The 20390-nt window shown below is 74.0% G+C and carries 17 protein-coding genes and 1 pseudogene; 10 read left to right on the top strand and 8 right to left on the bottom strand.

Annotated features, from left to right (window positions below):
* On the top strand, window positions 1-635 hold a 635-nt coding region (locus L7D48_RS05585), incomplete at its 5' end, for a TetR/AcrR family transcriptional regulator (RefSeq protein ID WP_237877758.1).
* A 108-nt stretch (window positions 636-743) separates the two neighbouring features.
* Here the strand turns inward: L7D48_RS05585 and L7D48_RS05590 are convergent.
* Window positions 744-1565 carry an SAM-dependent methyltransferase gene (locus L7D48_RS05590; RefSeq protein ID WP_237877759.1) on the bottom strand — a complete coding sequence of 274 codons (822 nt, stop codon included), beginning with the start codon at window positions 1563-1565 and terminating at the stop codon, window positions 744-746.
* An 80-nt stretch (window positions 1566-1645) separates the two neighbouring features.
* Entirely contained in the window at window positions 1646-2680 is a 1035-nt protein-coding gene (locus tag L7D48_RS05595; protein ID WP_237877760.1) for a pyridoxal-phosphate dependent enzyme, read from the bottom strand.
* A gap of 233 nt (window positions 2681-2913) precedes the next feature.
* On the opposite strand from L7D48_RS05595, the gene L7D48_RS05600 reads away from it, so the two are divergent.
* The 4 genes from L7D48_RS05600 (at window position 2914) to L7D48_RS05615 (ending at window position 7377) form a co-directional block, all read left to right on the top strand.
* A complete protein-coding gene (locus L7D48_RS05600) occupies window positions 2914-3897 on the top strand; it encodes an aldo/keto reductase (RefSeq protein WP_237877761.1) in 984 nt (327 codons plus the stop codon).
* Between the two features lie 115 nt (window positions 3898-4012).
* Window positions 4013-4669: a hypothetical protein gene (locus L7D48_RS05605; protein WP_237877762.1), complete on the top strand. Its 657-nt coding sequence runs from the start codon at window positions 4013-4015 to the stop codon at window positions 4667-4669.
* 36 nt (window positions 4670-4705) lie between these two features.
* Window positions 4706-5737: an ABC transporter ATP-binding protein gene (locus L7D48_RS29275; RefSeq protein ID WP_305853123.1), complete on the top strand. Its 1032-nt coding sequence runs from the start codon at window positions 4706-4708 to the stop codon at window positions 5735-5737.
* A gap of 2 nt (window positions 5738-5739) precedes the next feature.
* The gene (locus tag L7D48_RS05615; RefSeq protein WP_237877763.1) at window positions 5740-7377 is read left to right on the top strand and encodes a hypothetical protein; all 1638 of its coding nucleotides are present in this window, start codon (window positions 5740-5742) and stop codon (window positions 7375-7377) included.
* 41 nt (window positions 7378-7418) lie between these two features.
* Here the strand turns inward: L7D48_RS05615 and L7D48_RS05620 are convergent, their stop codons facing one another.
* Window positions 7419-8249 (bottom strand): SDR family oxidoreductase, encoded by an 831-nt coding sequence (locus L7D48_RS05620; protein ID WP_237877764.1) that lies wholly within the window; start codon window positions 8247-8249, stop codon window positions 7419-7421.
* Between the two features lie 122 nt (window positions 8250-8371).
* Window positions 8372-8566 (bottom strand): antitoxin, encoded by a 195-nt coding sequence (locus L7D48_RS05625; protein WP_237877765.1) that lies wholly within the window; start codon window positions 8564-8566, stop codon window positions 8372-8374.
* 291 nt (window positions 8567-8857) lie between these two features.
* Here L7D48_RS05625 and L7D48_RS05630 point away from each other — a divergent pair, with 291 nt between their 5' ends.
* Window positions 8858-9328: a DUF6098 family protein gene (locus tag L7D48_RS05630; RefSeq protein ID WP_237877766.1), complete on the top strand. Its 471-nt coding sequence runs from the start codon at window positions 8858-8860 to the stop codon at window positions 9326-9328.
* 40 nt (window positions 9329-9368) lie between these two features.
* On the opposite strand, the pseudogene L7D48_RS05635 reads toward L7D48_RS05630, so the two are convergent.
* Window positions 9369-9590 (bottom strand): annotated as a pseudogene (locus tag L7D48_RS05635) (winged helix-turn-helix transcriptional regulator); the annotation flags it as partial.
* 264 nt (window positions 9591-9854) lie between these two features.
* Here L7D48_RS05635 and L7D48_RS05645 point away from each other — a divergent pair.
* The 4 genes from L7D48_RS05645 to L7D48_RS05660 all read left to right on the top strand — a co-directional run bounded on the left by L7D48_RS05645 (window position 9855) and on the right by L7D48_RS05660 (window position 16739).
* On the top strand, window positions 9855-10874 hold the full coding sequence (locus tag L7D48_RS05645; RefSeq protein WP_237877767.1) for a hypothetical protein: 1020 nt from the start codon (window positions 9855-9857) through the stop codon (window positions 10872-10874).
* A gap of 66 nt (window positions 10875-10940) precedes the next feature.
* Window positions 10941-12803, top strand: coding sequence for an HSP90 family protein (locus tag L7D48_RS05650; protein ID WP_237877768.1), 1863 nt, complete (start codon window positions 10941-10943; stop codon window positions 12801-12803).
* Entirely contained in the window at window positions 12803-15778 is a 2976-nt protein-coding gene (locus tag L7D48_RS05655; RefSeq protein ID WP_237877769.1) for a tetratricopeptide repeat protein, read from the top strand. Before L7D48_RS05650 ends, L7D48_RS05655 begins: the two co-directional genes overlap by 1 nt.
* Window positions 15779-16001: 223 nt before the next feature.
* On the top strand, window positions 16002-16739 hold the full coding sequence (locus L7D48_RS05660; RefSeq protein ID WP_237877770.1) for a peptidoglycan recognition protein: 738 nt from the start codon (window positions 16002-16004) through the stop codon (window positions 16737-16739).
* 140 nt (window positions 16740-16879) lie between these two features.
* Here L7D48_RS05660 and L7D48_RS05665 read toward each other — a convergent pair whose 3' ends face one another.
* From L7D48_RS05665 to L7D48_RS05675, 3 genes are all read right to left on the bottom strand, one after another.
* Entirely contained in the window at window positions 16880-17311 is a 432-nt protein-coding gene (locus tag L7D48_RS05665; RefSeq protein ID WP_237877771.1) for a subtilase-type protease inhibitor, read from the bottom strand.
* Window positions 17312-17722: 411 nt separating this feature from the next.
* A complete protein-coding gene (locus tag L7D48_RS05670; protein WP_237877772.1) occupies window positions 17723-18607 on the bottom strand; it encodes a slipin family protein in 885 nt (294 codons plus the stop codon).
* Window positions 18608-18791: 184 nt separating this feature from the next.
* Window positions 18792-20354 carry a sodium:solute symporter family protein gene (locus L7D48_RS05675; RefSeq protein ID WP_237877773.1) on the bottom strand — a complete coding sequence of 521 codons (1563 nt, stop codon included), beginning with the start codon at window positions 20352-20354 and terminating at the stop codon, window positions 18792-18794.
* Between the last annotated feature and the right edge of the window lie 36 nt (window positions 20355-20390).

The raw sequence follows: 20390 nt of genomic DNA on the forward strand, positions 1-20390 counted from the left end.
GCCCCGACCCCACCGCACCGGCTCCGGCCCGCCGCCCGGGAGGCCGCAGTGCCCGCGTCCGGGAGCGGGTCCTCGACGCCGTGCGCGCCCAGCTGGTGGAGTGCGGCTACGACGAGCTCACCGTCGATGCCGTGGCCGCCCGCGCGGGCGTGCACCGCACCACGGTCTACCGCAGGTGGCGGGACGTCGGCGGTCTGCTCGCCGACGTCCTCGACGCGGCCGGGGACGACGAGTGGCGGCCCCGGGACACCGGAGACCTGGCGGGCGATCTGACGGCGCTGAACCAGGAGGTGCACGCCGCCCTGACCGAACGGCCGTCCGTCACCACCGCCCTGATCGCCGCGTCGTTCCGCTCCGCGCAGGCTGCCGACGCCCTGCGGCGCTTCTGGGAGGACCGGTACGCGCGCTGCGAGACGGTCGTCCGGCGCGCGGTACGGCGTGGGGAGGTGCCGGCCGGCACCGACGCCCGGGCCCTGCTCGTCGCCGCCACCGCGCCGCTCTACCACCGGCTGGTCCTTCTGCGGACCCCGCCCGATCCCCGGCTGCCCGGCCGGGCGGCCCGGGCGGCCGCCGTCGCCGCCGCGGCCGGGGCCTTCACCGAACCACCGGCGGAGACCGGCACGGGAAGCCCGTGACCTGCCGCCGCGACCGGCCGCCGGAGCGGCAGCCCGGCAGGGGGATCCGTACGATCCCCCGCCGGGCACCACCCGGCGGCGGCTCGGTGAAGGCTGCCCGGGAGCCCGTCAGGGCTTGCGGGCCACGCCGCAGTAGAAGGCCACCTCGTCGGGGAGCTCACCGGACGGCGAGGGCTCCGGCCGCCACCGCGAGCACGACACCACGCCCGGCTCCAGCAGCTCCAGCCCGTCGAAGAACCGCGCGACCTCCTCGGGCGTGCGCTGGTGGAGCTTCGGAGTGCCGACGCTGTTCCAGTACTCGACCGCCGCGTCCACGTCGTCCAGCCCGGGAGCGGTGATGGTGTGCGACAGCACCAGGTAACTGCCCGGGGGGACCGCGTCCACGAGCCGCCTCACGATCGCGCGGGCCCGGTCGGTCTCCTCGACGAACATCACGATGCCCAGCAGCATGACCGCGACCGGCTCGGTGAAGTCCAGGGTCCTGGCCGCCTCCCGCAGGATGGCGTCGGGGTCGTGCAGATCGGCGTCGATGTAGGCGGTGGCACCCTCGGGGGTGGAGGTCAGCAGGGCCCTGGCGTGCGCCAGCACGATGGGATCGTTGTCGGTGTAGACGATCCGGGCGTCCGGCGCGATGCGCTGGGCGACCTCATGGGTGTTCTCGCTGGTCGGCAGACCGGTGCCGATGTCCAGGAACTGCCGGACGCCCGCCTCGCCGACCAGATGGGTCACCGCACGGCCCAGGAACGCCCGGTCGGCCCGGGCGTAGTCCAGGATGCCCGGGTGGATGCTGCGGACCTGGTCGCCTGCGGCCTTGTCCACCTCGTAGTAGTTCTTGCCGCCCAGCCAGTAGTCCCACATCCGGGCCGAGTGCGGAATGGTGGTGTCGATCCGGGCCGAAACCTGCTCGGACGTGGTCGTTCCATCTGCCATGGGAGCCCCCTCCTGAGGTCCTGCGCGATTGCTCCCGTCAAACTACGCGCTCGAACTCGCCCTGGCAGCATGCCTGTTGATCAGAACCCGACGCCGCCCTCGCCCCCGTCCCCGGCGATGTCCTCGGCGGTCAGCCCGGACTCGGCCGCGGCCAGCGCCGGTGCGTGGCCGAAGAGACCGGGCAGGCCACCGGAGTGCAGCAGGACCGTGCGCTGCCCGGGGCGGACCGTGCCGTCCGCGACGGCCGCCGCCAGACCGGCCAGGGCCCGGCCGGTGTAGACGGGGTCGAGCACGAGCCCCTCGGTGCGCGCGGCGAGGAGAAGCGCGGACCGGGCCGGTTCCGTCAGCGTGCCGTAGCCGGCTCCCACCTGGTCCATGCGCAGCCGCAGCGACTCCGGCGGGCAGTACGTGCCGGTCAGGCCGGACGCCAGGCGGGAGACGGTGACGGCGGGGGCGGACACGGCGCCGACGTGGACGCCCAGGACCCGGTGCGCGCCCAGCTCGCCGACGAGCCCCGCCATGGTCCCCCCGGAGCCCACGGCGGTGACCACCGTGTCCAGGCCGGGAGCCTGGGCGAGGAGTTCGCGCCCGCACTCGGCGTAGCCCCGGGCGCCGAGCACACTGGAGCCCCCGAAGGGCACGAGCGATGGAACGGCGCCCTGCCGGCTCAGCTTCTCGGCGATCTTGTGTGCGACGGAGTCGAGCGCTGCCGCGCCGGTGTCGCCGGCCCACACCACCCGGGCGCCGAGGAGCCCGTCGAGCGCGAGGTTCCCGGAGGAGGACGCCCCCGGACGGCCGGCGAGCACCAGCACGGCCCCCAGACCGAGCCGGGCGGCCGCGGCCGCCGTCAGCCGGGCGTGGTTGCTCTGCGGCGCGCCGGTGGTGACCAGGACGGTGGCGCCGTCGGCCAGGGCCGCCCCGCACAGCCACTCCAGCTTGCGCACCTTGTTGCCGCCGCCGCCGAGACCGGTGAGGTCGTCCCGCTTGATCCACAGGTCCTCCGCCTCCAGTCCGAGGGCGAGGGCCAGGCGCGGCGCGGGTTCGAGCGGCGTCGGCCAGGTGCCGAGGACCGCCCGCCGCGGAGCGCCGTCCGGTGGCGTCGTCTGTGTGGTCACCTTGGTGTGCCGTCCGTGAGCGGGGCTTCGGTGGAGGACATGGTGGCACACGGCGGCGGCGCGCCGGGGAACCCGGGCCGCCGCCTGGGCACCGGCGTACCGCACGGGATCCGCCGCCGCGCGGTTGACCGCCGGGAGTCGCGGGGACGGTTCACCCCCGTAAGGGTCTCCCGTATCCGGGGGCCGCGGCAGCGGTGGCGTGACGCAGTGACGCAGTAGGAGGAAACGGCGGGATGAGAACGAACCGGCTGGGGCGCAGCACGGTCGAGGTCACGGAACTGGGCTTCGGCGGCGGACCGCTCGGCGGACTCTTCGAGCCACTGGACGACGACACCGCGGCCGGAGCGCTCGCGGCGGCCTGGGAAGGCGGTATCCGCTACTTCGACACCGCCCCGCACTACGGCATCGGACACTCCGAGCGCCGCATCGGCGGCTTCCTGCGGAGCAGACCCCGGGAGGAGTACACGCTGTCGACCAAGGTCGGCAGGATCCTGGTCCCGCAGGACGCGGAGGGCCGCACGGACGAGAGCTTCCAGGTGCCCGCCACGCACCGCCGCGTGAGGGACTTCTCCCGCGACGGAGTACTGCGCAGCGTCGAGGACTCGCTCGCCCGCATGGGGACCGACCGCGTCGACGTGCTCTTCCTCCACGACGCGGAGGAGTGCTTCGAGGACGCGCTGCGCCACGGATACCCGGCGCTCGCCGAACTGCGGTCCCAGGGCGTGGTGGGCGCCATCGGCGCGGGAATGCACCACACCGGCATGCTGACCCGGCTCGTGGAGGAGACCGACGTCGACGTGGTCATGCTGGCCGGCCGCTACACCCTGCTGGACCACAGCGCCCTGGACGACCTGCTGCCCGCGTGCGCCACACGCGGCGTCTCCGTGCTGGCGGCCGCGGTGTTCAACTCCGGAATCCTCGCCGAGCCGCGCCCGGCCGCGGGCGCGCGGTACGAGTACGCGCAGGCCCCGCCGGAGGCGCTGCGGCGGGCGCACCGCATCGCCGACGTCTGCGAGACGCACGAAGTGACGCTTCCGCGGGCGGCGATGGCGTTCCCGCTGCGTCACCCCGTCGTCGCGGGCATCGTGCTCGGCATGCGCTCGGCCGGGGAGGTGCGGCGCGACATCGAGGATTTCGTGGCGGGCGTACCCGAGGACCTGTGGGCCGACCTGCACGAGCAGGGCCTGATCGACGAGCGCGCTCAGGCGCCCGGCTGAGGGCCGCCCGGCGCGGCCCCGGTCCCGGGGCACCGCACGGGCGCCCCCGGCCGGGCATCATGGCCCCTGCGGGGCGGTCCGGCCGGGACGCCCCCTCTCGCCGGAAGGGGCGCCCATGGTGAGGAACGCCCAGCGGTTCCACGGGTGGATCGCCGGCGTGGGCACGTCATCCGGGACGCGGATCGTCCTCGGACACTGGCCCCGGTCGCCGTTCGGCCCGTTCGGCGACGTGATGCTGGAGCGGGCCGACGGGCAGCGGCTGCTGCTGGCCCCGTCCCGGCGGGTCGCGGACTTCGTCGCCGCGGTCTACCGCTTCGACCGGGTGCTGGTCGTCCCGGTGACGGTGGAAGCGGCCGGACGGCACTGGCACGTCACGGCCGGACCGCTGCGGATGCGCTTCACCACCGGCCGCCGGGGCGCGCTCGGACTGCTGCTGCGGTGCGTGCCCGCACCGCTCGCCGCCCGGCCCGCCTGGGTCGCGCTCACCGACGTCCCCGCCCGGCTGATGCCCGGGGTGCGGACCAGGGGCAGCGCGGGCGGCGGATACCGGGAGTGGTACGGCGTACGGGACCTGCGCGGGATCACCACGGTCGAAGCATCCTGGGAGGGGCGGGACCTGGGACCGCTCGCGCCGGTCGACCCGCCGGTGCGGTTCGGGTTCGGCTCCGCGCCCCGCACACCCGCCCTGGTGCGGGTGGTCACCACCGTCGCGGGACCGCCGGGACCCCCCGCCCCCGCCTCCGGGCCTGCCTCCGGCCGAGGAGATCTGTAGCGTGGGAGGTGTCCTTTCGGACCTCGGAGGTGCGGCATGCGCGTTCCGGCCATACACACCGAGGGGCTGACGAAGCACTTCGGTACGGTGACCGCCCTGGAAGGCCTTGACCTCCGGGTGGAACAGGGCGAGATCTTCGGCTTCCTGGGCCCCAACGGGGCGGGCAAGTCCACCACGATCCGCCTGCTGCTCCACCTCGTCCGCCCGACCGCCGGGACGGCGCGGATCATGGGGGTGCCGGTCGAGGACGTCGAGCGCGCCCACCGGCACGTCTCCTACGTCTCGGGCGACGTGTCCCTGTGGCCGCAGCTGACCGGCGCGGAGATCCTCACCCACCTGGCCAACCTGTCCGGCGGCGCCGACGAGGCCTTCCGTGACGAGCTCGTCGAACGGCTGAGGGTCGATCCGGACGTGCGGGCCCGCTCGTACTCCAAGGGCAACCGGCAGAAGATCGCGCTGACCGCCGCGTTCATGACCCGGCCCGACGTGCTGCTGCTGGACGAGCCGACCAGCGGTCTCGACCCCCTGATGGAGGCGGAGTTCCAGGCGCTGGCCCGGGAGGCCGCCGACCGCGGCCAGACGGTCTTCCTCTCCTCGCACCTGCTGGACCAGGTGGAGGACATCTGCCACCGCGTGGCGATCCTGCGCGCGGGGCGGCTGGTGGAGGTCGCGGCGCTGGAGGATCTGCGCAAGCTGAACACCACGGTGTTCGAGGCGGTCCTGGACGGCCCCGCGCCCCGGCTCGACGAAGTGCCGGGCGTGGTCGCCGTGGAACGGATCGACCGGGGCCTGCGGGTGTCCGTCACCGGGCCGCCGTCGGCCGCGCTCTCCCGGCTCGCCTCGGCCGGACTGGTCAGGCTCCGCAGCCGGGAACCGAGCCTGGAGGAGATCTTCCTGACCTACTACGAGGCCACGTCCGGGCAGCGCGGGGCCGTCGCCGCCGCGCACGGCGCCCCGCCGGGCGGCGCCCGACCCGGTGCCCGGGAAGGGCGGGACTCGCCGCACCCGCGAGGCGCGCCGAGTCCGCGAGGCGCACCGGGCCCCGGAACCCGCGCCAGGAGGCGGTGACGATGGCCGGGGCCGCGTCCGCCCCCCGGGCCGCCCGCCCGGCGCGGCGGCACCGCACGGAGGCGGCGATCGCCCGGCTGGCGGCCCGGCTGATCCGCCGAGGCACCCTCGTACTGGCCCTGTCGACCGCCCTCTACGCGGTCGTCGAGGTCCTCACCTACCTCGCGGCCTACCCCGACGCCGCGTCGCGCCGCACCATCTCCACCTTCCAGGACAACCCGGCCGTGCGGATGCTCCAGGGCGTTCCGCACGCCGTCGACACCCCCGGCGGCTTCGCCGCCTGGGACGCCGGCTGGATCCTGGCCGCGATCGTCGGGATCTGGGCGTTGCTGACCACCGGACGGCTGCTGCGCGGGGAGGAGGAGACGGGCCGGGCCGAGTCCGTACTGGCGGCGCCGGTGCGGGCGGGCCGCGCCCTGCTGGCACATCTGCTGGTCGTCGCCGCCGCGGTCACCGTGATCGGCGCCGCGATCGCGGTGGCACTGACGCTGTCGGGCGCCGCCGCTGCGGGCTCGGCGCTGTTCGGGCTGGGCGTCACGGGCTTCGCGGCCACGTTCGCCGGGGTCTGCGCCGTCACCTCGCAGGTCTTCGAGGTGCGCCGCCGGGCCACCGGCACCGCGGCCGCGGTGCTCGGCGCGTCCTTCCTGCTCAGGATGGCCGCCAACAGCAGCGAATCCCGCGGCTGGCTGCGCTGGCTGACCCCGTTCGGCTGGATGGACGAGCTCCACGCCTACCGCGGCCCCCGGTGGGCGGCCCTGCTCCTGCTGCTGGCCGCGCCGGTGCTCCTGGGCGCCGTCGCCGTGCGGCTGCGCGCACTGCGCGACACCGGGGGCGCCCTGATCGCCGGTTCCGACAGCCGCCGCGCCCGGTTCGGGCTGCTGGGCGGCCCGGTGGCCTTCGCCTGGCGCGGAACGCAGGGCATGCTGGCCGGCTGGCTGACGGGCGTCACCCTCTACGCCCTGGTGACCGGATCGGTGGCCAAGGCGGTCACCGACTTCGTGGCCGAGCAGGCGTCCTACCGGGAGATGCTCCAACGGCTCGGGTGGGACCTGCGGCGGGTCACCGAGGGCTATCTGGGCACCATGGGTCTGCTGTTCGGCCTGCTGCTCTGCCTCCACGCCTGCTGGCGGATCGGCGCGGCGCGCGCCGAGGAGGCCGCCGGGCGTCTGGAGTCCACCCTCACCAGGCCGGTCTCCCGGCGCCGCTGGCTGGGTGGTCACATCCTGCTCGCCCTGGCCGCCTCCCTGCTGCTCGCGGCCGTCGCGGCACTGGCCGTGTGGGCCGGCGCGGTGGCCGGCGGGGCCGGCGTGGAGGCGGCCGGCGCGTTCGGATCGGTGCTGAACACCCTGCCCGTGGTGGTGCTCCTGACCGGCCTGGCCGTGCTGGTGTACGGCATCGCGCCCCGGCTCACCGTGGGTCTGCCGGTGGCCGCCGCGGTCGCCGCCTACCTGGTGGAGACGATCGGGACGGCGCTGGACTGGCCGGAGGCAGTACTGGACCTGTCGCCGTTCCACCACCTGGCCACCGTGCCCGTCGAGCCTTTCGAGCCGCTGCCCGCGGCGGTCATGGCCGGCCTCGGGCTGTCGGCCGTACTGGCGGGCGTCACGGCATTCGAACGCCGGGACGTCGCCGGGGACTGAGGGGCCGGGTGCGGCGGGCCGGGCCCGCCGCACCCGGCCCCTCAGGAGGACTTCCCCGGATCGCCGGATCCGGGTTCGGCCATCCTGCGGTGGGCGGCCGCCTTGAGACGGTCGGGGGCGACGGCGTTCGCGCGTCCCTGGGCCCGTGACTTCAGCGATCCGGCGAGCTTCTTCTCCTCGCCTCCCATGAGGGCCTGGAAGCCCTGCCGGGCGACCAGCGCGGGATCGTCGGTGGCCTGCTCCGCCAGCTTGGTGTCCTCCAGACCGCCGCGGCGGAAGAAGTCGGTGTCGGTGGGGCCCGGCATCAGCGAGGTGACCGTCACCCCGGTGTCCCTCAGTTCCTCGGCCAGCGCCTCGGAGAAGGACTGCAGGAAGGACTTCGAGGCGTTGTAGACCGCCTGGAAGGGGCCGGGCATGGTGGACGCGAGCGAGGAGGTGATCAGCAGCCTGCCCTCGCCGCGGGCGGCCATGTCCCGCAGCAGGAGCTTGGCCAGATGCACGGTGGAGGTGATGTTGAGATCGATGAGGTCGAGCTCGTCACCGAGATCGGTCTCGGTGAAAGCGCCGCCCCGCCCGATGCCGGCGTTGAGGGCCGCGGCGTCCACCGGCCGCCCCGCCTCGGCCGCGGCCGCCCACAGCCGCTCGACCTCGTCCCGGCGGCGCAGGTCGGCCCGGACGGCCCGTACCCCGGTACCGAAGGAGCGCAGTTCTCCGGCGGCGGCCGTCAGCCGGTCGTCCTCGGCGTTGACCAGCAGATCGAAGCCGTGCTCGGCGAACTGCCGGGCGAGTTCGAGCCCGATGCCGCTGGAGGCTCCGGTGACCAGGGCCAGGGGCCGGCTTTCCCGGTGTTCGGCGGTGTCGTGTTCACTCATGCCACTGCGGGTATCCCGTCGCGGGCGGTCGTCACCCCGGGCCGGGAAGGAAACGGGCCGCCGGCGCTTCGAAAGCGCCGGCGGCCCCGCCACCCGTAAGGGAGCCCTGCCTCGGCCCCGTCCTATCGCAGCTGGTCCTCGTCGTTGCCGTAGGAGCGGCGAACGGACTCGGAGGCCTTGTCCGTCTGTGTGTCGTACTTGCCGCCGGTGCGCTCGTCGATCGTCCGCTCGGCGCGGTCGACGCCCTTGTCCGCCTGGTCGGGGTGGCGCTTGGCCATCTTCTTGGCCTTGTTCGCCATGTCGCCCAGCTTGCCCATAACGGCCTCCTCGCGGTGGTGTCGTACCGTCTTGTCCCGTATCGCCTAACCGCTGGCAATTGGGGGAAACATGTCGTTCTCCAATGGATGGGCGCCAGGGCCGCGCAACCCGGGTGCGGCCCCGGCCCGTGCCGATCGCCGCAGGTCACCGGAGCCGGCCGGGTTTCCCGGCCCGGCACGGGGGCACGCGGTCGTGTGCCGTTCCGGCGCCCCCACCCCTCGGCAGGAGGGTCGTTCCGGCGGGCCCGGCGGAGGCCGGGCGGCAGGCGAAACCCAAGGAGCGAGCACCGTATGACCTTCCCCTCCGAACCGTCTCCGGTCACCTCCCTCGACGAGCTGGTCCGTCTGGTCGAGGGCGGCGGGCGGCTGTACGTCCGCTGGTCGCGCGGTCCCTGGGCCGATCTGGGGCGGACGGCCAGTACGGACGACCTGACCGGCGTCCCGCTGCCGGGGCTGTCCGTCAACGCGCTGGACGTCGAGCCGTGGTGGGCCGGCCGACCGGTCCGGCTGTGGGTCGCCCGGCGCCTGTACGACTACTGCCATCTGCGCCGCTCGAAGGGCCCCGGGGTGCGGCCCTGGGTGCTGCGCGGCCGTGAGGTCGGACGCGGGCCGGACAACGAGCCGCTGGTCAGGGATGTGGAGCCGATCGCCTGGGTCGACGCACGGGTGATCCTCGAGGCGGAGGAGGAGGTGGCCCGGCAGCGGGGGAAGTGGGGTCCGCTGGACCGGACCGCGGCAAGCGGAGCTGAGCCCTCCCGCTGACCGGGTGCGGCTCCGAGCCCGGCTGCCGCCTGCGGCCCGGCGCGGTGAGGCGGTCAGCGGGTCGGACGGGGAACCCCCGCAGCCGCTCACGGGCCACCAGGCCGCGTTCCTCCGGAGCGCGCGGCCGCTCCGCCACGACCTTGGCGCTGATCCGCGACAACCGGCCGCGCAACTCGCCGAAGGAGTGCGCCCCGTGGGACAGCTCGCGCAGAGCGGGGGTGATCCGGCGACCCGAGACGGCGGCCGGCGCGCACGTGCACATCGAGGGCGCGGCGACGGACGTGGCCCGCCGCGGCGCCGACGGCCTGCGGCACCACGTGACCGACAACCCGTTCGGCACCGCGAGGGCCGGGGCCGGGCCGGAGCGGCCGGTCCGCCGAACCGATCGGCCGCCGTCGCCGGTCACAGCCGGTCACACTCGGTCACCGGCGGGAAACCCCTGGCCGAAGCATTGTCGGTGCCGCATGATATTCGTTCTCCAGACGATCATCAGCGGCCCCGGCGGGGGCTTCACGGGGGGATGCACATGACGACCATCAGTCGGCACTCCGCGGCCGAGGAGCAGTCGGCGGGCGGACGGCGCCGGCCGGTGTTCCCGTTCGGACTGTGGAAGCGCAGACCGGCGGCGCGCCTGGTCACCGACTTCGACGATCCGGAGCTGGCCCGGCTGCGGGAGGCGATCGGGGCGGGGGACTGGCCCGCCGTCCGCGAGCGGCTGGCGGCCGTGACCGACGGGGAGGAGCTGTGCTGGCTGGTGTGGCACGCCTCCAGCGCGCCGGGCACCACCGAGCTGATGGGCCGTGCCATGGACCGCGAGCCGGACGGGACCCTGGCCCTGCTCATGGCCGGCGCGCACCACATCGACTGGGCCTGGGAGGCCCGCACCGGCGCGCGGGCCTCCCAGGTCTCCCGCGAGCAGTTCCGGATCTTCCACCAGCGGCTGGAGGTCGCCGAGGACCTGCTGTACCGGGTGGCCGAGCGCGAGCCGGAGTGGGTCGCCCCCTGGTTCATGCTCCAGGTCTCCGGCCGCGGCCTCCAGGTCGGACCCCAGATCGCCCGCCTCCGCTTCGAGGCGGCGGTGCGCCGCTGCCCCGGGCACCCGGGCGCGCACCGGCAGCACCTGCAGCAGGTGTGCGCCAAGTGGGGCGGCTCGCACGAGGAGATGCACGAGTTCGCGCGCGAGTCGATGCTCTCGGCCCCCGAGGGCAGCCCGCTGGGCGAACTGGTGGCCCTCGCCCACCTGGAGCACTGGCTGGACCTGGAGCCGGGGGAGGACGCGGAGTACATCGGCCGCCCCGACGTACGCGCCCGGCTGCTGGAGGCCGCCCACCGGTCCATCGGGGATCCGGCCTTCGGACGTCCACGCGACTGGATCGGCGTGCACAACACCTTCGCCATGGCCCTCTCGCTGGCCGGCGAACGAGAGGCCGCGGCCGCCGCCTTCGCGCCGCTGGAGGGACGGGTCACCGAGTTCCCCTGGCAGTACCTCGACTCCGGCGATCCGGTCGCGGCGTTCCGCAAGTGGCGCTCGCGCGCCGGCCGCTGACCGCGCCGCCCCACCGCCCGCCGACTCCACGGCCCCTCCCGCCACCCACGGAAGAAAGCCCACCCGGTGTCCCAGCATCAGACGTCCCACACCTTCCAGGTCGATCTGCGCGGCCTGGTCGACCTGCTCTCCCACCACCTCTACTCCAGCCCCCGCGTCTACCTGCGCGAGCTGCTGCAGAACGCGGTGGACGCCATCACCGCCCGCCGGGCGCTGTCCCCCGACGCCCCTGCCCGGATCACCGTGGAGACCGGTGAGACGCTCACCGTCACGGACACCGGCGTCGGCCTGTCCGAGGAGGACGTCCACACCTTCCTCGCGACGATCGGCCGCAGCTCCAAGCGCTCCGCCGACGGAGGCCTCGACGGAACGGCCATCGCCTCGGCCCGCTCGGAGTTCATCGGCCAGTTCGGCATCGGACTGCTCGCCTGCTTCGTGGTGGCCGACGAGATCACCGTGGTCAGCCGCTCGGCGGCCACCCCCGACGCACCGGTCGTCGAATGGCGCGGCCGCGCCGACGGCAGCTACACCATCCGCACCCTGCCCCCGCACACCAGGCCGGAGCCGGGCACCACGGTGCGGCTCACCCCCCGCGCGGACGGCACCGAGTGGACACGTCCCGACCGGGTCCTGGAGCTGGCCCGGCACTACGGCGGCCTGCTGCCGCACGAGGTCACCGTGACCGATGCCCGCGGCACGGCCACCCGCATCGACCGGACCCCGCCGTGGCGGGAACGCCACGCCTCCCCGCGGGCCCGCCGGGAGGCGCTGGCCGAGCACTGCCGCTCCACCTTCGGCTTCACCCCGCTGGACACCGTCGAACTGGACCTGCCCGTCGTCGGGCTGCGCGGCGTCGCCTACGTCCTGCCGACCGCCGTCAGCCCCTCCCGGCGAGCCGGCCACCGGGTGCACCTCAAGGGCATGCTCCTGTCGGACCAGGCGTCCGAACTCCTGCCCGACTGGGCGTTCTTCGTGCGCTGCGTGGTGGACACCACCGGTCTGCGGCCCACCGCCTCCCGCGAGTCGCTGTACGAGGACGAGACGCTCGACGCCGTACGCGATGCGCTCGGCGACCGTCTGCGCGACTGGCTCACCGGCCTGGCCGCCGGCGATCCCGCCCTCCTGCACCGCTTCATCGAAACCCACCATCTGGCCGTCAAGGCACTGGCCCGCCACGACGACGCGCTGCTGCGGATGCTGCTGCCGTGGCTGCCCTTCGAGACGACCGACGGCAACGTCACCCTGGACGAGTTCGCCCGCACCCACCCCACGATCCTGGTCACCCGGAGCGTGGAGGAGTTCCGGCAGGTCGCCCCGATCGCCGCGGCGGCCGGCCTCGGAGTCGTCAACGGCGGTTACACCTACGACCGGGACCTGGTGCACCGGCTGCCGGAGATACGCTCCGGCACCACCGTCGGCGACCTGGACCCGGCCACCGTCACCGCGCACCTGGACGCGGTGGAGCCCGCCGCCGAACTGGCCGCCGCCTCCTTCCTGGCCGTGGCCCGCGAGGTGATCGGCGTCCACGACTGCGACGTGGTGCTGCGCAGCTTCCAGCCGGTGACCGCCCCCGCCCTCCTGCTGGACAACCGGGAGGCCCGGCACGAGCGCACCCGCTCCGAACTGGCCGGCGCCGGCGACGGGCTGTGGGCCGACATCCTGGGCTCCCTGCGCACCGAGGCCCCCCGCGCCCAACTGGTCCTCAACCACCTCAACCCGCTGGTCCGCCGCGCGGCGACGATCACCGAACGCGGACTGGCCACCGCCACGGCGGAGGCACTGTACGGGCAGGCGCTGCTGCTCAGCCGCCGCCCGCTGCGCGCCGCCGAGAGCGCGCTGCTCAACCGGGCCTTCCTCGGCCTGCTCGACCACGCCATGCACGACCGGGCCGACACCCCTGGCGGCCCGGCCTCCCGGAAGGAGCCGTGATGCTGGAGACCCCGGAGGCCGTGCTCGACGCGCTGCGGGAGAACGACGAACGCCCCTACGGCCTGCCCCGGACGGTGCGGGCCGAGGAACTGGTCGAAGCCGCCGGGCAGTTCGAGGACAAGGGCCTCCTCGTCACCGCGCTGCTGGAGCTGATGGAGGCCTACGAGTACACCGGCGAGCACCGCAAGTCGCCGGTGGTCTTCGCCCGGCTGCTCCAGCTGTGGGACGAGGACCGCGGCGCCTTCAGCGACTGGGAGGGCCACCAGGTCTACTGGCGCTTCAAGTGGGTGACGACCTCGCTGCTGGAGGTGCCGGACGTACCGCTGGCCACCATCGAGCAGTGGACCGGCCGGATGCGCGAACGCTACCGCGAGGCCGGCCACGGCATGCAGCCGGTGGCGGCCATGGCCCACCGTGTCGCGCTGCACACCGGCAGCGGCCTGGAGTCCGCCTACGACCTGTGGGTGACCCGCCCCCGGGAGCCGCTGAGCGACTGCGAGGCGTGCGAGATACGCCACCGGGCGCTGCACCACGTCGCCTTCGGGGAGGACGAGCAGGCCCTGCGGATCTGGGCGCCGCTGTTCGCCGGGGCCGTGAGTTGCCAGGAGGAGCCGTACGTCAGCCACGCCTTCGCGCTGCTCCCGCTGCTGCGCACCGACCGCGTGGACGAGGCCCGCTCGCACCATCTGGCCGGATACCGCTACGCCCGCGGCAAGACGGGGATGGCCGAGGAGATCGGCCTCCACCTGGAGTTCTGCGCCCTGACCCGCAACGAGGGCCGCGGGCTGGAGATCCTCGCCGAGAACCGCGGACTGTTCGAGGCCACCGGCGCCCCCAAGGCACGACTGGCCTTCCTCACCGGCGTCCAGGTGCTGCTCGGCCGCCTCGTGGAGCAGGGATACGCCGACACACCCGTGGCCGGGCCGCCCGGGCGGCAGTGGACGGCGCGGACGCTGAACGAGGAGATCGGGGCCGAGGCGGACGAGCTTGCCGCCGCGTTCGACCGGCGCAACGGCACCGCGGCGGTCGGCGAGCGCCGCCGCGAGCGCCTGGAGCGGCGCCCCCTGCTGGACGAACCCCTCGCGCTGGGGCTGCGCGTCACCCCGCTGACCGGCCCGAAGGACGGCGGGGCCGCCGCGGAGCCCGCGCCCGCGCCCGCCGCACACCGGGTGGCCGTCCCCGAGGACTTCGCCGAACTGGTCGCCGAGGCACGGCGGCTGGCCGACCAGGGGCACCCCGGTGACACACCGCTGTGGGAGCGCGTCGCCGAGCGCGTGGCCGCCGACGGATACGTCCACGACCCCGCGCTCGGCCACCGGGACCTGCTCCTGGCCGAGCTGGCCGAGCAGCGCGCGTTCGCGGAGGACGAGAGGGGCGGAGACGGCCGGGCCGCGATGGCCGAGGCGGCCGGCCTCTACGCCCGGGCCGGCCTGCCCTGGCACGAGCTGGCCGCCCGGGCCCGTGTGGCCTGCCGGCCCGGGGCCGGGAAGGGGCAGGGTGAGCACGGTGAGGGATCCGCCGACGAGGCCGCCGACAAGCCCGCCGAGCACCTCGCGGTACGGCGGGAACTGGAGCCCCTGCTGGAGCTCGCGGAACGGATGCTCCCCGGCGGGGACCGTGAGCCGGATGCGGACTTCCGGCCGGACAAGTACCTCGTCGTGCTCCACTGCCGGGCCTTCGCCGCGCACACCGAGATGGTCGACGCGCTGCCGGACGCCGGCCCGGAGACCGCCGCGCGCTTCCAGGAGGCGGTCGCGGCGCTGCACGCGGCGGCCGAACGCTGGGAGATCCCCCACCAGAGGGCCGCCGCCCACCTCTACGAAGCCGACATCGCCGCCCGCACCGGGCGCATCGAGGAGGCCGTCGAACGGCAGCGGCGCTCCCAGGAGATCCTGGAGGAGACCGGCACCCCGTGGCGGGCGACCCGCGGCATGCTGCTGCTGGGCCAGATCCTGATGCGCACCGGCCGGCCAGGGGAGGCGGCCGAGGTTTTCCGGCAGGCCATGGCCCGGGCCGCGCGGTACGACGACCGTTCCTTCCCGGTCACGGCCGTCCACGCGATGCTCGGCCACGCCTGCCGGCACGCCGGTGAGCTCTCCGGGGCCGTCCGCCATCTGTCCGAGGCCGCCGCCCGGATGGAGCGGGAGGAGGACCACAACGGCGCCGCCGAGTGCCGTCTGGAGCTCGCCGACGCCCTGGCCGCCTCCGGACAGCCGGAGGACGCCGTCGCGGTGCTGGAGTCCGTGGCCCGCGAGGGCGGCGCGGAATCCGGCGGCCCGCTCGACGAGCGGCTGCTCGCCCAGATCCGCCTCACCCTCGCCCGGGGGCTGACGGATCTGGAGGAGCACCGTGCGGCGGCCGAGGAGTTCCTGAGCCTGGCCGACACGGTGGCCGGGTGGGAGGAGCAGTTCACCCACACCATGGTCGCCGCCCAGGCGGCCGCGGCGCTGGCCCGGGCCGGCCGCCCCCAGGCGGCCGGGACCGCGCGCGAACGGGCTCTGGCCTCCCACCGCCGGGCGCCGAGCCCGGTACCGGTCCTGGAGATGCTCCGGGAGTTCGCCGACCTCGCCACGCGCGGCGAGGAGGAGGATCTTCAGGCGGCTCTCGGCCACCTGGCCACCGCCGACGAACTGCTGGCCGAGGTCCCCGAGGACCCGGAGGAGTTCCCCCACTGGTACCACGCCGGCCACAACCATCTGTGCCGCGCCCGCTGCCTGGCCCGCGCCGAGCGCTTCGAGGAGGCGCTGGCCGAGGCGGACCGGGCCGACTCGCGTCTGGCGGAGGGAGGCCCGGACGGGGAGGCGGGCCGGGCGGAGACGGCACGGCTGGCCGCCCTGATCGAGGGCAACGGGCTGGAACGGCCGAAGGACGCCGTGGCCCGCCTGGACGCGGCGGTCCGCCGCTGCGCCGGGACGGGCCTGGAGGAGGCGGCCAGGATCCTCACCGCGCTGCGCGAGGACATGGCCTCCCGCTGAGCGGTTGAGCGACCGATCCGCCGAGCGGCTTCCCGGCCGGGACGGCACACCGCCGTTCCGGCCGGGAGGCCCGAGTCCGGCCGCGCGGGCGGGGGCCGCCTCGGATCCACCCCCTCATCTACCCCCTGAACTGCGCAAACGCCTTTCCGGGCGGCCGTTCGCCGTCACCCGACCGGCCCTGTCGGCCGCGAGATCCGCGGCGAGCCGGGGCAGGGTTGGGGGCATGTGGTACCCACGACTCGTGCTGGGCGCCGCCCTTCTGCCGCTGGCACTGCTGGTGGCGCGGGACGTTCCCGCCCATCTCCTCGATCCCCCGGTGCCGGAGACCGCCGGCCCCGCCACCGCCTACACCGCGCCACGGCCCGCGGTCGTCAGCCGGAAGGCCTGGCGCGCCGACGAGAGCCTGGTCAGGGAGGAGGCCAGCTACACGGGCCCGGTGAGCGCCGTCTTCGTCCACCACACCGGCCACCCCAACGGCTACGACTGCTCGGACGTCCCGCAGTTGCTGCGGGCACTGGAGACGGACCACGTCGAGGGCCAGGGGTGGGACGACATCGGCTACAACTTCGTCGTGGACAGGTGCGGAACCATCTACGAGGGGCGGGGCGGCGGCATCGGGCGTCCGGTGTACGGCGCGCACACCAAGGGGTTCAACCGCAACAGCGTCGGTGTGGCGGCGCTGGGCACCTTCGGTGCGGGGCAGGAGGTGCCGCGCGCGGTGATCGACGCGATCGCCGAGGTCGCGGCGTGGAAACTGCGGCCCGGCGCGGACCCGCAGGGCAGGGTGCGGCTGGTCTCGACGAACGACGAGAGCCGCTACGACAAGGGTGAGGCGGCGACGTTCGACGTCATCGCGGGCCACCGTGACAGCCACCAGACCGACTGCCCCGGCCAGGCGCTGTACGACAGGCTGCCGGAGATCCGCGCGGAGGCCACCCGCCTGCGCGCCCTCGGCCCCTGACGGACCCGCCGCCCGCTCCCTCCACACCGATGCAGGGCCGCCGCCGTACGGACGGCGGCGGCCCTGGTCGTCTTCGGAAACGCGGCAGGACTCCGCGGCAGGGCTCCGAGGCGGGAATCCGGGCGAGGTCGCCCGCGGGCTCAGAAGGAGAAGACCGCGGGGGCGGTGTCCGCCATGACGCAAGCGTTGGAGAAGGTGTGCGCGTACGAGACCCTGCGGCCCTCCCAGACACCGTCGGCGGTCACGGTGACCGGATCCCAGACCATCGGGCACATCCGGTCACCGGACTCGACCAGCGAGGCGAACTCGCCGTCCGCGGAACGCAGCTCACCGCACGCCTCGGCCGGCGCCGGGTGGGTGCCGCCCGGCACCGGCGAACAGCTCAGCACGGCGGCCCGCAGCACGGTGGCCGTCGCCGGGTCCTCCCCCTTGCCGACGGTGAGCACCAGGGCCGAGGGCGCGTGCAGCCCCTCGGGCTGCGCGGGTGAGGCGGCCGCGGTGGCGGCCGAGCCCGCCAGGCAGGTGACGGCAAGGGCGGTGCCCACTCCCAGGACCTTGATGGCGTACCGCATTTCGAACACTCCTCGGTTCGGTTCGTCAGATTCCGAACAGGAGTCTTGCTGGAGCGAAGGGCGAACGCACATCGGATGAATCACTTCCGGTCACCTTCGGCGACGACTCGATTCCCCAAAGTGGCGCCGGGGCGGCCGGGAGTCTTCCGATCTCCTGCGAGAACGTGTCCGGCATGCGAACAGATGAGGCGGTGGCTCCGGGCGGGGGCGACCGTGACCTGCGATTCGGTGAACGAGGCCGCTTTGTCCGAACACCTGCTCCGGCCGGGGAGCGGTGTGGTTGTCTTTGGCCGACAGTCTCGGGTGGGCCCTCCTCCGGGCCCGTCCGAGGGGGTGGAACGGCCGTGGTGGTTGCGGCCGTGCACGTACGCGGCGTCCGGCGGCCCGGGGCGTGTCCGAGCCGCGTACGCGTCACGCCCCCCTGGCCCGCTGCCCGTCGTTTCCGGAGTCCGCCGGAGTCCGCGCGGAGGGGGCCGCCGCGTACGGGATCTGCGTGGACGGAGCCTGCGCGGAGGGAGCCACGCCGGGCTGGGGAGCCTGCTGGGCCCTCTCCAGGAACCGCAGCAGTTCGACGGGGAAGGGCAGGACCAGGGTGGAGTTCTTCTCGGCCGCGACCGCCACCACCGTCTGCAGAAGCCGCAACTGCAGCGCGGACGGCGTGTCGGCCATCTGCTGCGCGGCCTCCGCCAGCTTCTTCGACGCCTGGAACTCCGCGTCGGCGTTGATGACGCGGGCCCGCCGGTCGCGGGCGGCCTCCGCCTGGCGGGCCATCGACCGCTTCATCGTCTCCGGCAGGGAGACGTCCTTGATCTCGACCCGGTCGACGTGGACGCCCCAGCCCACGGCCGGGCTGTCGATCATCAGTTCCAGGCCCTGGTTCAGCTTCTCCCGGTTGGACAGCAGGTCGTCCAGATCACTCTTGCCGATGATGGAGCGCAGCGAGGTCTGGGCCATCTGGGAGACCGCGAAGCGGTAGTCCTCCACCCGGACGATCGCGTCGACGGGGTCGACGACCTTGAAGTAGACGACGGCGTCGACCCGGACGGTCACGTTGTCCCTGCTGATGCCCTCCTGCGCGGGCACCGGCAGGGTCACTATCTGCAGGTTGACCTTGCGCATCCGGTCGACGAACGGAACGATCATGGTGAAGCCCGGTGGCCGTACGTCCTTCATGACCCGTCCGAGCCGGAAGACCACTCCGCGCTCGTACTGTTTGACCACCCGGGCCGCCAGTGCGACGTAGACGGCGCAGACGCAGAGCAGCGCGATCCCCGCCGCCGCGAGTCCCTGGAGCATCGCAGACACCTACTGTCCATGGGTTGGGCTGTTTCCCCCGTCCGGTTTGCCTGATATTTACGATATCTCCGCACGACGGTCGGCGGGAGCCCCGCCTCCGGAAAGCCGGGAGCCGCGCCGCGCGGGCGGCTGTCCCGGACGCGACGGCGCCCCGGGCGCGGTGTGCGCCCGGGGCGGTTCCAGCTCAGCGGGTGGTGACCGTGCCCGACACGGCGTCGCCGTCGAAGGAGGGCGGATGCTCGGCGAACCTGCGCTCCACCTCGGCCCGCTCGGCCTCCGAGGGGTCGCTGTCGAGGGAGTCGAGCAGCGCGTCGCGCGCTGTGCTCCCCTCGGGCCGCACCAGCCCGACGACGATGTACAGCGTCAGCGAGGTGAGGACCGGCAGGCCGACGCTCACGGTCTGGCTCGCGTCGTCCACCCCCCAGTACAGATACGCCCAGACCGCCAGGCCACCCGCCCAGGAGGCGAGCGCCGCGCGCGGCCCGTGGCGCCGGAACCAGGGCAGCAGGCCCAGCATCAGCGGAATGGAGATCGGCCCCATGGTGGCCGCGACGATGCTCACCACGACCGTCATGATGAAGCCGTCGGGGTCGGCGAGGAGGGCGAGGGTCATGCTGAACGTGACGAAGGCGACGGTGGTGACCCGCGCGAACACCAGCTGCCCGGCCTGGGTCAGACGCCGTACGCGAGGGACGATCACCGGGGCGAGGTCGCGGGTGATGACGGCGGTGATGACGTTGGAGTCGGAGGCCACCATGGCCATGGTGTGGGAGAAGAAGCCGGCCAGGAGCAGTCCTATGAGTCCGGCGGGCAGCAGTTCCTGGGCGAGCATGATGTACGACCTCTCGCCGTCGTCCAGGCCGGGGACGACGAGAGGGGCGGCGATCATCGGAACGAAGAGGATGAACGGCCACACGATCCACAGGAAGCTGGAGAGCAGCGCCGACCTCCTGGCCCGGGAGCCGGAGGGCGCGGCCATGTAGCGCTGCGCCAGGTTCCACATCCCGCCGTTGTACTCGAAGGTCTTCACCAGCAGGAACGCCATGATCAGCCCGGTGGTGACGGGGCCGCTGACCGGGTCGCCGCGGTCGGCCGGGAGGTCGTCCCACATCGTCCAGAGCGTGGCCACCCCGTCGAGGTGGGCGAAGAGGGCGAAGAGCATCGCGAACCCGGCGACGGCCTGGATGACGAACTGGCCGAAGTCGGTGAGGACGTCGGCCCACAGACCGCCGAAGGCCATGTAGAGCATGGTGCAGGCGCCGGTCAGGGCGATGCCCCACACCAGCGGGATGTCCGCGAACCCCTGGAGCAGCAGGGCGATGGCGACCCACTTCGCGGCGATGTCCACCACCTTGAGCGCGGTGCCGCTGTAGGCGAGGACCTGCTGGGTGGGCAGGTCGTAGCGGACGGCCAGGTAGGCGAGCGGCGAGTTGACGCCGTGTCTGGCGCGCAGCCGGTTCCAGCGCGCGGCGAAGAGGAAGGCGCCGACGCCGATGCCGAGCCCGATGGTGAGGGGCCACCAGAAGTAGACGGTGACGCCGTGGTCGTACGCGACCGCGGCGAAGGTCACGAACATGATCGCGCTGTAGCCGGACATGTGGTGCGATATCCCGGAGAGCCACCACGGGATGCGGCCGCGGGCCGTGAAGAAGTCGGCGATGGTGTGGATGCGCTTCCTCGACCAGAGGCCGATGCCCACCATCACGAGGAAGTACGCGCCCAGCACGGTCCAGTCCAGTGCGGCCATGACGGCTCCTTTGGTTCATAGATATGAACAACTGTC

This window comes from Streptomyces sp. ICN903, assembly GCF_022015835.1.
Classification (GTDB): Bacteria; Actinomycetota; Actinomycetes; order Streptomycetales; family Streptomycetaceae; genus Streptomyces; species Streptomyces fenghuangensis.

Excerpts from the sequence above, each read along its gene's own strand:
- L7D48_RS05590 (WP_237877759.1), bottom strand. The coding sequence starts at position 1,565 with ATGGCAGATGGAACGACCACGTCCGAGCAGGTTTCGGCCCGGATCGAC.
- L7D48_RS05600 (WP_237877761.1), top strand. The coding sequence starts at position 2,914 with ATGAGAACGAACCGGCTGGGGCGCAGCACGGTCGAGGTCACGGAACTG.
- L7D48_RS05605 (WP_237877762.1), top strand. The coding sequence starts at position 4,013 with ATGGTGAGGAACGCCCAGCGGTTCCACGGGTGGATCGCCGGCGTGGGC.
- L7D48_RS29275 (WP_305853123.1), top strand. The coding sequence starts at position 4,706 with ATGCGCGTTCCGGCCATACACACCGAGGGGCTGACGAAGCACTTCGGT.
- L7D48_RS05615 (WP_237877763.1), top strand. The coding sequence starts at position 5,740 with ATGGCCGGGGCCGCGTCCGCCCCCCGGGCCGCCCGCCCGGCGCGGCGG.
- L7D48_RS05620 (WP_237877764.1), bottom strand. The coding sequence starts at position 8,249 with ATGAGTGAACACGACACCGCCGAACACCGGGAAAGCCGGCCCCTGGCC.
- L7D48_RS05625 (WP_237877765.1), bottom strand. The coding sequence starts at position 8,566 with ATGGGCAAGCTGGGCGACATGGCGAACAAGGCCAAGAAGATGGCCAAG.
- L7D48_RS05630 (WP_237877766.1), top strand. The coding sequence starts at position 8,858 with ATGACCTTCCCCTCCGAACCGTCTCCGGTCACCTCCCTCGACGAGCTG.
- L7D48_RS05645 (WP_237877767.1), top strand. The coding sequence starts at position 9,855 with ATGACGACCATCAGTCGGCACTCCGCGGCCGAGGAGCAGTCGGCGGGC.
- L7D48_RS05655 (WP_237877769.1), top strand. The coding sequence starts at position 12,803 with ATGCTGGAGACCCCGGAGGCCGTGCTCGACGCGCTGCGGGAGAACGAC.
- L7D48_RS05660 (WP_237877770.1), top strand. The coding sequence starts at position 16,002 with ATGTGGTACCCACGACTCGTGCTGGGCGCCGCCCTTCTGCCGCTGGCA.
- L7D48_RS05665 (WP_237877771.1), bottom strand. The coding sequence starts at position 17,311 with ATGCGGTACGCCATCAAGGTCCTGGGAGTGGGCACCGCCCTTGCCGTC.
- L7D48_RS05670 (WP_237877772.1), bottom strand. The coding sequence starts at position 18,607 with ATGCTCCAGGGACTCGCGGCGGCGGGGATCGCGCTGCTCTGCGTCTGC.
- L7D48_RS05675 (WP_237877773.1), bottom strand. The coding sequence starts at position 20,354 with ATGGCCGCACTGGACTGGACCGTGCTGGGCGCGTACTTCCTCGTGATG.